This is a genomic window from Fibrobacter sp., from assembly GCA_012523595.1.
Lineage (GTDB): Bacteria > Fibrobacterota > Chitinivibrionia > Chitinivibrionales > Chitinispirillaceae > JAAYIG01.
The window spans coordinates 1-13,188 of sequence record JAAYIG010000154.1; the positions used below are offsets into that span (position 1 = coordinate 1).

The following is a 13,188-nucleotide window of genomic DNA, read 5'->3' on the forward strand; positions in this document are numbered from 1 at the left end:
ATCCTAATATCTTCGTGAAGAGCTTTTTATCATCCATGCAGTAAAAATACTCTAAACACTATATATGGGGGCTACCCATTAAAATGTCGGATGCCCCTTAAAGTGAAAGCACTAATCCGGCCCTGACATTCATTTCCCACTGGAAAAGTGGAAGATGGTATGTTCTATTGTAACAACAGAATACAGATTTTCTTCTGCTGAATACATTACATAGAAAAAATATTATAATTTGATAAGAAGGTGCTTCAAACTCAAATAAGGAGGGGTAGTCATGCGTAAAATTTTGTGTGTATTGGCCGCATTGCTGGTTTTCAATTGTGTGAACGATCCGGTTAATACAAACAGGGTTGAGCAGGGGGATGGAAAATTCCTGACTGCAAGGTCATCAGAGAGCAGGGATGTTATTCCAGCAAGTGATTCCCGGGTGGCAGAGCAGGCTAAGAGCATAAACCAGTTTGCCTCCAGGATGTATAAGCAGCTTGTGGAAGGAAACAAGAACCTCTTTTTTTCCCCTTACAGCATAACAGTGGCGTTGGGGATGACTGATGCGGGTGCTGCAGGAGAAACTGCCGAGCAGATTCGAAGTACACTTCAGGTGACACTTGCAGGAGAGGATTTTCATGCCGCTCTCAATGGTCTTGACAGGAGTCTGGAGACTCATTCGGATGAGACCGAAAAACTTGAACTCAATGTTGTAAACAGTATCTGGCAGCAGAACGGTCTTTTGATAAAAGATACTTATCTGGATCTCCTTGCACGTCATTATGATGCAGGAGTAAATTTGCTCGATTTCAGGAAAAATCCGGAATCATGCCGTATCATTATAAACAACTGGGTAAGTGAGCAGACAAAATCAAGGATAAACAATCTTCTTCCACCTGGATCCATAAATACTTTAACAGAACTGGTATTAACAAATGCCATTTACTTTATGGCAGACTGGCTTTATTCCTTTAATTCTGAAAAAACAGACAATCAGGAATTCCAACTCCTTGACGGTGAAAAAGTTCTTGTTCCGACTATGAAGCTGGAGGGTGAGAATGGTGGCGAAATAAAACTATTATATACAGAAGCGGAGAATGTCAGGGTCCTTGAGCTTCCATACAAAGGCGGACGTATCGCCATGGATTTCATTCTTCCGGACAGTGGCATGTTTTCCGATTTTGAATCGAATTTCAGCGCAGAAGATATTACCGGGTTGCTGGACAAGCTGAATCCAACAGTATTGCCACCAATTCGCATTCCGAAATTTCAGTTTACTACCGAACCGATGTCTTTGACAAATGCGTTTAAATCACTGGGTATGACAGCCCCATTTTCAAACGCGGATTTCTCGGGAATTTCTGACAAGTATAACCTGGTCATCTCAGATATAATCCATAAGGCATTTATCAAGGTTGATGAGAAGGGTACTGAGGCCGCTGCCGCGACAGCAATAATTCTTGGGAGGGACACCACAGCATCTTCATACCCAATCTTTGTAGCTGATCGTCCCTTTATCTACCTGATACGCGATACTCAGACAAAGGCGATTCTTTTTATGGGGCGTGTGATGGATCCGAGAGTTAACGGTTGAAGAGTTTACTCTGTTTTCCAGATTATCCGATTCCTGGATTTCGTACGGACTCAGCATGTGAGATGCCGGCATCGTCTATTGTAAAGTAAAATGTAGCACCTTTTCCTTTTTCTGCCTCTGCCCATACCTTCCCCCCGTGGCGGCTCATTATTCTGTTTACTGTTGCAAGTCCGATTCCGGTTCCGGGAAACTCTTTGTCAGAGTGCAGGCGATGAAAAGGGATGAAGAGCCGTTTTACACTGCTCATATCAAAACCGACTCCATTATCTTTAATAAAAAACACTGTCTGATTGTCTCTTTTAAATGAGCCGAATTCAATCCGGGTACAGGAATTCTTTTTTGTATATTTCCAGGAGTTGTTTATCAGATTTGTAAGGGCAATTTTAATAAGACTTGCATCTGCAGTTATCTCCATCCCGCTCTGAATCGAAATATCCGCTTTTCTGTCAGGGTCTCTCTGTTTAAGTTCATTGACTATGTCCTCTGCAATTCTGGAGAGATTTATTTTTTCACGGGATATTGCCAAACGACCGATTCTGGAAAGAGAGAGAATGCTGTCGATCAATTCATTCATCTTCTTGCCGGATTATTCAATGCGCAAAATGATCTCTCTTCCGGATTCGTCAAGTATATTCGAATAATCTTCGAGAAAAATTTTGCATAGACCGAGTATAGCCTGAACCGGGGTGCGAAGGTCGTGAGAAACGGAATAGGAAAAAGACTCCAGTTCCTCAATAGCATCTCTCATCCGATCCTCAGCCTTTTTCCGCTTTGTTGTTTCTGTTAATGAAAAGACCAGGCCTGTTACCGTTCCGGTACTGTCCTTGACAGGAATCAGAGACCAGTCCCAGTAAGTTACGCCCCTTTCCGGCTGGTCCACATACTGGAATGGCTTGTCATGAAAACGGACCGGCTTTGCAGTATCGCGGCATTCCCTGAAAAGTTTTTATTTTCAGGGTTTGGAAAAAATGCAAAGTGATTCTTTCCGACAAGTTCCGCTTTTGAATGACCTGATCCGGAAGCATAAGCTTCGTTGATGTATACAAAATTGAAGTCTCTGTCAAGGTATGCCAAATGGGTATGGGTGTTTTCCAGAAGTGCTTTGAGAATATTGTTTTCTTCCCTCAGTTTTTCGTTCCGGTAGATCAGATCTTCCATCAGAAGTCTACACCTCGGTTTTTACCCTTTTGATGAAATTATCAAACCTTTGGAGAATCTGTCCCTTGAAAGTATCATCCGATAAACGGGCCTTCATAAGTGCATCGTTGTCATGCCTTTGCTCTTCAGGAACAACAAGTTTTATTGGGAATGCCTCGCAAAGGATGCTTTTTTCTCCGGCCATACTCCTTACTTTTGAGAATACTCTGGTATAACCGAACCGACTGTCTTTTTCTGAGTCATCGACACCACAGCATGTAGCAAAAATCAAATTGTTAATACTTCTGTTGTATTCTTTGATGAAAGAGCGCAGAGGGTAAATAAGATTACCCATCCAGACAGGTCCGCATAGCAAAACCCGATCGTACTCTTTTAAATCAGCTTTGAGAGGGTTTATTCCTAAGCCTGCTCCAGTGAGTGAAGAGAGTACCTGAAAGAAAAACGCACTCATCCTGGGTGTTATCTCTTCGATATCCCCTCCCAGTGCCTCGATGCATTTCCGTGCAAGATATTTATTGTTCCCGGATTTTGAGTAGTAGACGACCAATGTTTTCATGGCTTTCCCTTAGAAGTATGAATATGAGGACAGTAAGTATTCTGTGAAAATTCCAGTGTAGAATGAATCTAATAAGAAAGCAATACCGGTGCACAAAAAAAGTAAGGGTCCCGGGGACGGACTACTTTTTTACTTTTATGATGGCCTTCCGGGATGGTCCAAAGCATCAATTCATTTAAAAGGCAATTTAAGCAATTAAGTAACCGGTTCACCTCAGAGATGAATCAGGGATTTAACAGCTTAAGTTCACTTTTTCATCACATGGTAATTCGGCTGCAGCCTGTCACATCAACGACAGATAAAAGTAAAAGGATAGTCCGTCCCCTGAAGTAAAACAATTAAAAGAATTATTAAATAATCTAAATTAAAACCACCCCTTTATCCTTCATTCCACTGAACACCTGCAGTTTGGTTATGCACTAAAAGATAGAACTCTCAATGAAAGGGGTCTTATGGTTGTGCGTTTTAAAGTATCTGTAATTATTCTCTGTGCCTGCATTGTTTCCTCTTTTGGCGCTGCCATTCATCTTAACCAGACCGGGTTTTATCCTGAGGGAATAAAAAAGGCGGTAGCGATTGGAGCCACAAGCGACAGCTTTTTTGTATATAATTCTCAGGATCAGAAGGTGTATGCCGGGGCTCTTTCCGGGGGCAAATTCTGGGATGCATCGGGAGAGAATGCCCGGATCGCCGATTTTTCTGCTTTTAAAGAGACTGGTAACTTTAAGATAAGAATACAGGGATGCCCGGATTCCTATGAATTTACTATCGCGAACGATGTTCATCTTCAGGTGGCAAAAGCGAGTATAAAGGCTTTCTACTTCAACAGGGCCTCGATGGCACTTGATGCGCAGTATGCAGGGAAATGGGCAAGAAGCGCCGGTCATCCGGACAACGCGGTCCAGATTCATCAATCGGCTGCTTTCGGTCAGAGAACAGCCGGATCAACCATTTCATCACCCGGTGGATGGTATGATGCGGGTGATTATGGTAAGTACATTGTAAACTCGGGTATCACCACATATACGATGTTTGCTGCTTACGAGGCATTTCCCTCATTTTATGACACTCTCAACCTCAATATTCCCGAGTCCAACAATGATCTCCCCGATCTTATTGATGAGGTGCTGTGGAATTTAAGATGGATGCTTACCATGCAGGATTCTCAGGACGGGGGGGTGTATCACAAGCTCACATCGAGAAATTTCTGCGGGATGATCATGCCTGAGGAAGATGATGCGCCGAGGTATGTAATCATGAAGTCAACTGCTGCCACACTTGACTTTGCGGCAGTAACCGCACAGGCTTACCGCATTCTGAAAAAATTCGAAAGCCAGCTTCCCGGGTTTGCTGATCAGTGTCTGACGGCATCATTGAATGCCTGGAAATGGGCTCGTAGTAATCCAGCGGTTCGCTACAATCAGACTAACCACAACCGTGATTATGATCCGGATATCACAACCGGTGAGTACGGGGACAACAATGTAAGCGATGAGTTCAAGTGGGCAGCTACAGAGCTTTACATAGCGACAAAACAGGACAGTTTCTTCACTATCGCTTATCCATCCGGAATGCTTGATGATTTTTACACCATCCCGGCGTGGCCGGGAGTTGCAACACTCAGTCTCTACTCGCTTTTTCTTAACAAAAAAGACCTGACATCTGCAGTTGATGAAGGCAGTATTGTTGCAAAAATCCTGGATCTTGCAGGTGACTATGTTGCCAGGTGCGACACCAATCCCTACGGGATAGGCATGACCGCATCCGATTTTTACTGGGGAAGCAGTGCTGTAGCAGCAAACCAGGGTATGGCAGCGGTTTTCGCATATCTGGCTGGTGGGGATGCTAAATACAAAAATACTGCCATCAACCAGTTCGATTATCTGCTTGGAAGAAATCCAACCGGGTATTCATTTGTGACCGGTTATGGTGACAAGACTCCCATGTTTATCCACCACAGACCATCAGAGGCTGATGGAATAGATGAGCCGATTCCCGGTTTTGTAGTCGGCGGTCCCAATAAGAACAGGGAGGATGCAAAGGATTGCAAAAATGCCTATACATCGGAACTTCCAGCACTTTCCTATATCGACCTGATGTGCAGCTATGCATCTAACGAGATAGCGATCAACTGGAATGCTCCTCTGGTTTTTCTCTCCGGAGCCATTGAAGCTCTCCAGGGTCCATCAGTAAATACCAGGAATCCGGTGACGGTAAATAAAAAGTCAAAATTTTCCGTTATTAAAAAAAAAGGGCAACTAAGAATTGATTTTCCGAATGTGGTTTCCGGGAATTTAAAGGTGTTTGGTATCGATGGAAAAGTGTTGAAGACAAAAGTGGTCAATAATTTAAACAGAGTTGAAATAAAGACTGACTGGCCTGGACAGATGGTACTGATCAGGTTTACGGAAGAGGGAACCGGAACTCTCCTGTTTGTTGAGAAGATCTTTACCGGTATGGTAAGATAAATCAGGGAAGTACATCGCCTGGTTGAGAATAAAAACAGAATATGACACGGGCCCTGAACGGGCCCTTTTTATTTATGCTCAGCGTGGATTTTCAAGTACTCCTCTGGGGGATTCAGGGGGCAGGTCAGGAATAAAGAGCCTGTTTACATGTCGTAAATAGTCTCATCCCTGGTTGGCGCCGCTCTCCTTGAGCTGCCTTTTCCTCCGCCATCTACTTTGAACAGATCATTTTCATCCAGATCTTCCATCTCCTGGCCAACTGCCTCCGGATCTTCTCCGGACTCTATCCTGCTGAGAGCTTCTTCCATCTTATCACCAAGTTTTAGACCGGTCATGTTAGATAATTTACGCATGAGATCTGCGGCCTGACGGGGATCATCCTCGTTTATATTCTCAGCCTCTGAAGCAAGAGATTCTATCGCCCTCTCCATCTTTGCCTCATCGATCGGCAGATCAGGCATCCCTGAATCATCACCACTATTCTTGCTTTTTGCAGTTACCGCAAACCTCGATACCATCCTCTTCAGGTCATCGGTACGGCATTTCGGGCACAAGGGAACTTTATCCGTATTGATAGTTCTGGAAAAGAAGGTATAAATGGTATTGCACGAAGAGCAGTAAAACTCGTACATCGGCATTGTCTACACTCCTTTATTCAGATGTTTTGTGTATAAAATATAGTAACTTAATTCGGGTGATTTCAAAGGTCTTAACCGATGTTTGTTCTTCATATCGGGGTCGGAATCGGTATCGAATGTTTTTTAACTGTTTTTCTCCTGAGAGTAATCCAGAATTGTTTGCTCATTAAAGAGATAAGGTGTGGGTTTCCCCCTGGTTTCAGCCCGTTGAAGACTCCGGATTTTTCCCCGTAGCTTCTTAGCGTAGGAGGGCTTTCCACCACGATGTACGACATTACAACAGAACGATAGCACGACAATACGATAGTATGTATCCAGTCTACCCTTAAGTGCATGCAGGAAGAAGAAAAAGAAATGTTGACTGGCAGGAAACGATATTTTGGGTTGTTGTTTCACCTCTGAGGTGAAAGAGTGAATTTGCCTGTTAAAAAGTGGCCAAAATAAGTTATAAATTCACCTCAAAGATGAAATAAGGACATTACAGCCCTCACCTCAGGGTACTGTCAGTTTCCTGATATCTTCGTTAAAAAGAAAAACAATGTTAATAGAATAAACAGTTTCAGTAATGTCCGGTTAAAGACCAGGTCACCGATGTTTGTTTTTCATATCGGGGTCGGTATCGAATGTTTTTTACCTGTTTTTCTCCGGAGAGTAATCCTGAATCGTTCATTAAAGAGGCTGATAAGCAGATGGTATTATCACGATTATAGTGCGATAGAGTGAAAAAGCAAAAAGGCGCAAAAGCGCCTTTCAGAACACTATTCCTGATCGACCTCAAAGGCCAGTTTCACAGTGACCTGCCATTTATCGATATGGGTACCTTCGATACGTCCACGCAGATCGGAGATCTGGAACCAGCGCATGTTTCTTATGGTCCGGGATGAAAAGGAGAGGGCATTTCTCACCGCGTCTTCGATACTGTCAGGGGATGAGCCTGTGAGTTCGATTGTCTTGTAGACATTTTCCATTTCTTTACCTCCTGGTAATAAGTAGGGTTATAAAAGAGAGCAGAAGAAGAGCTATAGAGATGAAAAAGAGAATCTGTGCGATTCCGGACAGTTCCACAACGATGCTGCTGAATGCAAAAAATCCGCTTACAGCGCTCAGGAGCAGAAAAAGGATGATCCATCCGGTCATGGTTCGCTTTTTATTTTTACAGGTGAAGGACCTGTGACAGTGAGGTTTTCCGGATGGGTACACCACTCTGTAAAAGAACCCTCAAATATCCTCACATCCGGGAAGTTCATTGCATATTTGAGAACCAGAAATGCCGATGTTGCCTCTCTGCCGGTACCGCAATAGAGGACAATTGACTTATCGGGAAAGATTTTCCGTCCTTTTACCAGTTCTGCGATTTTTTCCAGGGGCTTGAGCAGTCTGGGATTATCATGATCCATCAGTACACGCCAGGGAAGGTTGATGGCACGCGGGATATGCCCTGGCTTTGACCACATCGCTTTTCCCTCGTAGATAACTCTGGGCCGCACATCGACTATTGTGGTTTCCGGCCTGTCTTTGATTTCGCAGAACTGTTTATAGTTGTAAAAGAATTCATCCTGGACTGAAGGCTGGAAATCGGAAGGGGGAATGAGCGGATATTCCTTTGAGAGGGGGTAGTTTTTTTCCTTCCATTTTTCGAGACCTCCGTTGAGGATACAGATATCTTTTACTCCGAAGCGTCCCAGGCTGTAGGCTACCATGGATTGTTCCAGCCCGTCACCAATTTTCGAAAACACACCGTTTCCCCCGTAGATAACAGTTGTCTTTTCATTCTGTATACCGGCCCACTGGAGAAGTTTCCCGATACACTCGGTGGGGCTGTAATGGGTGGGCAGGTTTGAGTAGAAGGCACGGAAGTGGTTTTCGTTTAAGTAGACTGCGCCCTCTATGTGTTCTTTAATATAGTCGTGTACATCGGGCTGGCAGTCGATGATTCTTATCTGGGGGTTGTTCAGGTTTTCTTTGAGCCACTCAGTGTCGATCCATTTGATAAGAGGTAAAGTCATCAGTGCCCCCTTTTTGTTATTGACGGTTTTCTTTGATTGAAAAGGCAAAGCGGGTGCCAGATTCAGGCAGGGATTACATGGCATCTGATGCTCCGGATTCTCATATTGGGAAAAATCTCACCTGCCTGGAGAGAGTTTTATTATCTGCAGATTGATGTTTGAAAAAGCCTGAGCAGGTTCAAAGCAATGAATACCTGTGGCATGAAAATTGCCGAGTGAAAAGCAGAGTACCTTTTGGCCCTAAATAAAAAAATCAGACGGGAAAAATATGAGTAAACTGATACTGATCACGGGTGGGGCGGGTTTTATCGGTTCTCATCTATGCGATGAACTTCTGGAGCATGGATACCGGGTGCGTGTGCTTGACAACCTTTCTCCACAGGTTCACGGCCCCAACGCAGAGAAGCCTGCTTATCTCAGTCCCGATGTGCAGTTTGTCAAGGGGTCTGTGGGTGATCCTGAAGTGGTGAAAGAGGCGTTGTGTGGAGTAAGTGCCGTGTTTCACTTCGCCGCATCGGTAGGTGTCGGCCAGAGTATGTATCAGATTAAAGGATACACAGAAACAAATAATCTTGGCACTGCAGTGCTTCTTGAGAGCCTTCTGGAGCGTGGTGTAGAGCGCCTGCTTGTGGCATCGAGCATGAGTGTTTACGGGGAGGGACTTTATACTGACAGTTCCGGGATCAGAGTGGAGACAGCACATCGTACTCTCGAGCAGCTTAAAAACGGGCTCTGGGAGCCGCAGTCAATCGATGGCACTCCTCTTCTTCCGGTCGCTACCCCTGAGAGTAAACCTCCTTCTCTGGCATCGGTCTATGCTCTTTCCAAATATGATCAGGAGCAGATGTGTATGATGGTCGGGAGGGCGTATGGGATTCCCACTGTAGCGCTCAGATTCTTTAATGTCTACGGTTCCCGTCAGGCCCTCTCCAACCCTTATACAGGTGTGCTGGCAATATTCGCCTCCCGGTATCTTAACGGGAAAGAGCCGCTGATATTCGAGGATGGGTATCAGAAGAGGGATTTTGTGAGTGTTCTCGATGTAGTCAGGGCCTGCAGGCTGGCTCTGGAAACCGAGCAGGCATCGGGGAAGATCTTCAATATCGGAAGTGGTTACTTTTATACGGTTCGTGATGTGGCCTCTGAGATGGCAAGAGTGCTGGGGAAGGAGAGTATCACCCCTGTAATAAGCAAAAAGTACCGTTTCGGAGATATTCGTCATTGCTATGCCGACATTACCCTTGCCAGAGAGGTTCTTGGTTATGAACCGTCGATTGCATTTGACAAGGGACTTGTTGAACTCGCTGGATGGCTCGAGGGGCAGATAGCCGATGATTTATTGGATTTGGCCAATGCCGAGCTGCTCGAAAGAGGGTTGACGGTATGAAAACGGGGCAGAAGGTGGTGGTCACCGGAGGAGCCGGATTTATCGGGACGAATCTCTGCCACCGGCTTGCCAGTGACGGGTATCAGGTGCTCCTCTATGATAATCTGTCAAGAAAAGGATCGGAAAAGAATCTGAAATGGCTTATCGACACACATGGTTCATCGATACAGGCCAGAATAGCAGATGTGAGAGATCAGAAAGCGCTCAGGGAGGCACTGGATGGAGCGCAGCGGGTATACCATTTTGCCGCCCAGGTGGCTGTTACAAGGAGTCTGGATGATCCGCTGGAGGATTTTGAGATTAATCTCAGGGGAACTGTCAATGTCCTTGAGATTCTTCGTGAGGCAGAAAATCCCCCCTTTCTTCTGTTTACATCCACTAACAAGGTCTACGGCAGGTTAGGAGATCTGCAGTTAATAAAAGAAAACACGCGTTACCGGGTACCGGATAACTCTTTCAGCGGGATAGGTGAGAGCAGGTTGCTTGACTTTCACAGCCCCTATGGATGTTCCAAAGGGGGAGCGGATCAGTATGTGATTGACTATGCCCGAACCTTCGGTATCCCTGCAACTGTTTTTCGTATGAGCTGTATTTATGGGCCACATCAGTTTGGTAATGAGGATCAGGGCTGGGTGGCTCATCTGTTGTTTCGTGCAGTCGAAAAAGAGCCTATAACTATCTACGGTGACGGCAGACAGGTGAGGGATCTGCTTTTTATAGATGACCTGGTAGAGGCTTTTCTTAATGCTTATGAACGGCGTGAAAAGTGTGCCGGGGAGGCTTTTACAATCGGAGGGGGGATAAAGAATACCCTGAGTATCCTGGAACTCCTGGAGTCGATAAAAAAGCTTCATGGAGATGTTCCCAACATGGTTTTTGCTCCGTGGCGCACGGGGGATCAGAAATTTTATGTCTCTGACCTGAGCAAATTTCACAAATTGACAGGATGGGAACCGTCGGTGGGCACCCTGGAGGGTATTTCGAGGCTTTACCGCTGGATCGTGGAATCGGGTAGAAGGGAGTTATCTCTGATGGAGAAAGAGGGGGTTGCATGAGTGTTGAGGTAGCGGGGTTAGAGAGGGATCTGTGCAGTACCGCTGTATCGGAGAGAGGAATCATGAAAGCAGCAGTGTGTGTATCACCTGGCAAGTTTGATATCTGTGATATGCCTGTTCCCGGCCCTGGAGAGGGGCAGGTGCTTGTAGAGCTTGAGGGCTGCGGGGTATGCGGCTCAAATCTTCCGCTCTGGGAGGGCCGTCCATGGTTCAGTTATCCTCGGGAGCCCGGTGCTCCGGGTCATGAGGGGTGGGGCAGAGTGAGGGAGAGGGGTGGAGGAGTTAAGGATGTAAAGGAGGGTGACAGAGTAGCTTTTCTTTCCGGTCATGCCTTTGCACAGTACGATATTGTCAATGAAGATTCCCTGGTCGTTCTTCCTCCTGAGCTTGACGGAGTACCATTTCCCGGAGAACCTCTGGGATGTGTCATGAATATTTTTAACCGCTCAGATATAAGTGAGGGGCAGACAGTGGCTGTTATAGGTATCGGGTTTATCGGTGCCCTGATCACATCACTTGCGGCAAAAAGAGGAGCAAGGGTACTCTCCCTCTCACGTCGTCAATTTGCTCTCGATACTGCCCGGAGATTCGGAGCACAGGAAACTGTATCCATGGATAATAATCATGATGTGATTACAAAGGTAATGAAATTCACCGGTGGTGGATTGTGTGACAGGGTGATAGAGGCGACCGGGTACCAGCAATCCCTGGATATAGCCGGTGAGGTTATAAAGGAGGGTGGAAAGCTTGTAATCGCCGGATATCATCAGGACGGGCTGCGCTCAGTTAATATGCAGGTGTGGAACTGGAAGGGTATCGATGTAATAAACGCTCATGAGCGTCAGAACCGCAGATATGTAGAGGGGATGAGACAGGCAGTTGAGGCGATTACCCGGGGTGAGCTTGAGCCGTCATCTCTTTACACCCACATTTATCCTCTGGAGGAACTCTCCTCTGCTTTCGAAGCTCTGAGGAGTCGTCCGGACGGTTTTATAAAGGCACTGGTGACACTATGAGTACAGAGACAAAGGTGATTCTCTCATCGTTAAGACTTGGTTTTCTGGGTGTGGGGTGGATAGGAAAAAACCGCATGGATTTCCTCACGGAAAGCGGGATAGCCCGTGTTGCTGCAGTGGCTGATGTATCCAGGGAGATGGCTGAGGCTGCGGCGGGTGATGGAAGTTCCCTGGTCTTTTCATCTCTTGATGATCTGGTAAGCTACGGGGAGCTTGACGGAATTGTAATCGCTACTCCCAGTGCGCTACATGCTTCCCAGGTTAAGGCTGCTCTCGATGCCGGCTTTCCGGTTTTCTGTCAGAAGCCCCTGGGACGAAACTCAGGGGAGGTAAATGCTGTAATTAAGAGCGCGCGGGAGAGAAATCTGCTCCTTGGAGTTGACATGTCATACCGTTTCATGGAGCCGGTCAGGATAGCAAAGAAGCTTCTGGGGGAAAATGTTCTGGGGAAGGTGTATGCGCTGGATACTGTTTTCCATAACGCTTACGGTCCTGACAAGGAGTGGTTTTACGATCCTGAGCTCTCCGGTGGGGGGTGTGTGATAGACCTGGGGATTCATCTTGTTGATCTAGCGCTCTGGTTTCTTGATTTTCCAGAAGTCAAGGAGGTAAAAAGTGCTCTTTTTTGCCGGGGAGAGAGGATTCGGGGGAGGGGAGGAAGAGTTGAGGATTATGCCTCGGTAAGGATGGAGGTACAGGGGGGAGTGCATATAAATCTGGGATGTTCCTGGAAGCTTTCGGCAGGATGTGATGCGGTGATCGGGGTTACTCTTTACGGAACAGAGGGGGCCTTGTCGATAAAAAATGTAAACGGATCATTTTATGATTTTACTCTTGAGAAATACCGCGGCACATCGAGGGAGATCCTTTTCACTCCTCCAGATCTATGGGGAGGCCGGGCGATAATCGACTGGGCATCCAGGCTTAGCCTTTCCAGGGGCTATGACAGTTCATTGAGTGAGGTTTTGCTTGTGGCTGATGTTCTCGATGCCATTTACAATAACAGTTGACTAAAGGGGAGGCGGTGTTCGGTATGGCTAAGACTACGCTCACCACAGATCATCAGGTGATACGCCGCTGGATAGAGAAGAGGGGCGGGATGCCTGGGGTGGCACTGGATCAGACTCCCACCGAGGGGGCGGGTGTATTGAGGGTTCAGTTTCCGGGTTCACCTGAGGACAGGCATTTTGCGGTGGTGTCCTGGAGTGAGTTTTTTGAACGCTTTGAGCAGTCTCATCTGGCATTTCTGATTGAAGAGGGAGAGGGAGACAGTTTTTTCTTCAAATTCATAAGCAGAGATGGAGAGTAGGGATGAGAGGCGGGGTGCG

15 protein-coding genes are annotated in these 13,188 nt (G+C 46.2%); 7 read left to right on the forward strand and 8 right to left on the reverse strand.

The annotated features are described in order from the left end of the window. Positions 1–271 precede the first annotated feature (271 nt). Positions 272–1,576, forward strand: coding sequence for a serpin family protein (locus GX089_10315; GenBank protein NLP02878.1), 1,305 nt, complete (start codon positions 272–274; stop codon positions 1,574–1,576). Between the two features lie 22 nt (positions 1,577–1,598). On the opposite strand, the gene GX089_10320 is transcribed toward GX089_10315, so the two are convergent. The 4 genes from GX089_10320 to GX089_10335 are packed head-to-tail and all read right to left on the reverse strand — an operon-like array spanning position 1,599 to position 3,290. Next, positions 1,599–2,150, reverse strand: coding sequence for a hypothetical protein (locus GX089_10320; GenBank protein NLP02879.1), 552 nt, complete (start codon positions 2,148–2,150; stop codon positions 1,599–1,601). Between the two features lie 12 nt (positions 2,151–2,162). Continuing rightward, complete coding sequence (locus tag GX089_10325; GenBank protein ID NLP02880.1) at positions 2,163–2,456, reverse strand: hypothetical protein; 294 nt, start codon at positions 2,454–2,456, stop codon at positions 2,163–2,165. Continuing rightward, positions 2,432–2,734 carry a PAS domain S-box protein gene (locus tag GX089_10330; protein ID NLP02881.1) on the reverse strand — a complete coding sequence of 101 codons (303 nt, stop codon included), beginning with the start codon at positions 2,732–2,734 and terminating at the stop codon, positions 2,432–2,434. Before GX089_10330 ends, GX089_10325 begins: the two co-directional genes overlap by 25 nt. A gap of 7 nt (positions 2,735–2,741) precedes the next feature. Next, the gene (locus GX089_10335) at positions 2,742–3,290 is read right to left on the reverse strand and encodes a hypothetical protein (GenBank protein NLP02882.1); all 549 of its coding nucleotides are present in this window, start codon (positions 3,288–3,290) and stop codon (positions 2,742–2,744) included. Between the two features lie 452 nt (positions 3,291–3,742). Between GX089_10335 and GX089_10340 the strand changes: the two genes are divergently transcribed. After that, positions 3,743–5,758, forward strand: a complete 2,016-nt coding sequence (locus GX089_10340) for a cellulase (GenBank protein ID NLP02883.1) — start codon at positions 3,743–3,745, stop codon at positions 5,756–5,758. A 143-nt stretch (positions 5,759–5,901) separates the two neighbouring features. Here the strand turns inward: GX089_10340 and GX089_10345 are convergent, their stop codons facing one another. The 4 genes from GX089_10345 to GX089_10360 all read right to left on the reverse strand — a co-directional run bounded on the left by GX089_10345 (position 5,902) and on the right by GX089_10360 (position 8,486). After that, positions 5,902–6,396: a zinc ribbon domain-containing protein gene (locus GX089_10345; GenBank protein NLP02884.1), complete on the reverse strand. Its 495-nt coding sequence runs from the start codon at positions 6,394–6,396 to the stop codon at positions 5,902–5,904. 758 nt (positions 6,397–7,154) lie between these two features. Further along, positions 7,155–7,364: a dodecin domain-containing protein gene (locus GX089_10350; protein NLP02885.1), complete on the reverse strand. Its 210-nt coding sequence runs from the start codon at positions 7,362–7,364 to the stop codon at positions 7,155–7,157. 4 nt (positions 7,365–7,368) lie between these two features. Next, the gene (locus GX089_10355) at positions 7,369–7,533 is read right to left on the reverse strand and encodes a DUF1328 domain-containing protein (protein NLP02886.1); all 165 of its coding nucleotides are present in this window, start codon (positions 7,531–7,533) and stop codon (positions 7,369–7,371) included. After that, positions 7,530–8,486 carry a sulfurtransferase gene (locus GX089_10360; protein ID NLP02887.1) on the reverse strand — a complete coding sequence of 319 codons (957 nt, stop codon included), beginning with the start codon at positions 8,484–8,486 and terminating at the stop codon, positions 7,530–7,532. The genes GX089_10355 and GX089_10360 overlap by 4 nt, the downstream gene beginning before the upstream one ends. 184 nt (positions 8,487–8,670) lie before the next feature. On the opposite strand from GX089_10360, the gene GX089_10365 reads away from it, so the two are divergent. The 5 genes from GX089_10365 (at position 8,671) to GX089_10385 (ending at position 13,169) form a co-directional block, all read left to right on the forward strand. Continuing rightward, the gene (locus GX089_10365) at positions 8,671–9,789 is read left to right on the forward strand and encodes an NAD-dependent epimerase/dehydratase family protein (protein ID NLP02888.1); all 1,119 of its coding nucleotides are present in this window, start codon (positions 8,671–8,673) and stop codon (positions 9,787–9,789) included. Then, a complete protein-coding gene (locus tag GX089_10370) occupies positions 9,786–10,844 on the forward strand; it encodes an SDR family NAD(P)-dependent oxidoreductase (protein NLP02889.1) in 1,059 nt (352 codons plus the stop codon). The genes GX089_10365 and GX089_10370 overlap by 4 nt, the downstream gene beginning before the upstream one ends. Positions 10,845–10,906: 62 nt before the next feature. Then, positions 10,907–11,860 (forward strand): zinc-binding dehydrogenase, encoded by a 954-nt coding sequence (locus tag GX089_10375; GenBank protein NLP02890.1) that lies wholly within the window; start codon positions 10,907–10,909, stop codon positions 11,858–11,860. Further along, positions 11,857–12,870 carry a Gfo/Idh/MocA family oxidoreductase gene (locus GX089_10380; GenBank protein NLP02891.1) on the forward strand — a complete coding sequence of 338 codons (1,014 nt, stop codon included), beginning with the start codon at positions 11,857–11,859 and terminating at the stop codon, positions 12,868–12,870. Before GX089_10375 ends, GX089_10380 begins: the two co-directional genes overlap by 4 nt. 14 nt (positions 12,871–12,884) lie before the next feature. Next, positions 12,885–13,169: a hypothetical protein gene (locus GX089_10385; protein ID NLP02892.1), complete on the forward strand. Its 285-nt coding sequence runs from the start codon at positions 12,885–12,887 to the stop codon at positions 13,167–13,169. Positions 13,170–13,188: the final 19 nt, after the last annotated feature.

Coding starts and splice junctions, on each gene's coding strand:
- GX089_10315 (NLP02878.1), top strand. CDS start 272: ATGCGTAAAATTTTGTGTGTATTGGCCGCATTGCTGGTTTTCAATTGT.
- GX089_10320 (NLP02879.1), bottom strand. CDS start 2,150: ATGAATGAATTGATCGACAGCATTCTCTCTCTTTCCAGAATCGGTCGT.
- GX089_10330 (NLP02881.1), bottom strand. CDS start 2,734: ATGGAAGATCTGATCTACCGGAACGAAAAACTGAGGGAAGAAAACAAT.
- GX089_10335 (NLP02882.1), bottom strand. CDS start 3,290: ATGAAAACATTGGTCGTCTACTACTCAAAATCCGGGAACAATAAATAT.
- GX089_10340 (NLP02883.1), top strand. CDS start 3,743: ATGGTTGTGCGTTTTAAAGTATCTGTAATTATTCTCTGTGCCTGCATT.
- GX089_10345 (NLP02884.1), bottom strand. CDS start 6,396: ATGCCGATGTACGAGTTTTACTGCTCTTCGTGCAATACCATTTATACC.
- GX089_10350 (NLP02885.1), bottom strand. CDS start 7,364: ATGGAAAATGTCTACAAGACAATCGAACTCACAGGCTCATCCCCTGAC.
- GX089_10355 (NLP02886.1), bottom strand. CDS start 7,533: ATGACCGGATGGATCATCCTTTTTCTGCTCCTGAGCGCTGTAAGCGGA.
- GX089_10360 (NLP02887.1), bottom strand. CDS start 8,486: ATGCCATGTAATCCCTGCCTGAATCTGGCACCCGCTTTGCCTTTTCAA.
- GX089_10365 (NLP02888.1), top strand. CDS start 8,671: ATGAGTAAACTGATACTGATCACGGGTGGGGCGGGTTTTATCGGTTCT.
- GX089_10370 (NLP02889.1), top strand. CDS start 9,786: ATGAAAACGGGGCAGAAGGTGGTGGTCACCGGAGGAGCCGGATTTATC.
- GX089_10375 (NLP02890.1), top strand. CDS start 10,907: ATGAAAGCAGCAGTGTGTGTATCACCTGGCAAGTTTGATATCTGTGAT.
- GX089_10380 (NLP02891.1), top strand. CDS start 11,857: ATGAGTACAGAGACAAAGGTGATTCTCTCATCGTTAAGACTTGGTTTT.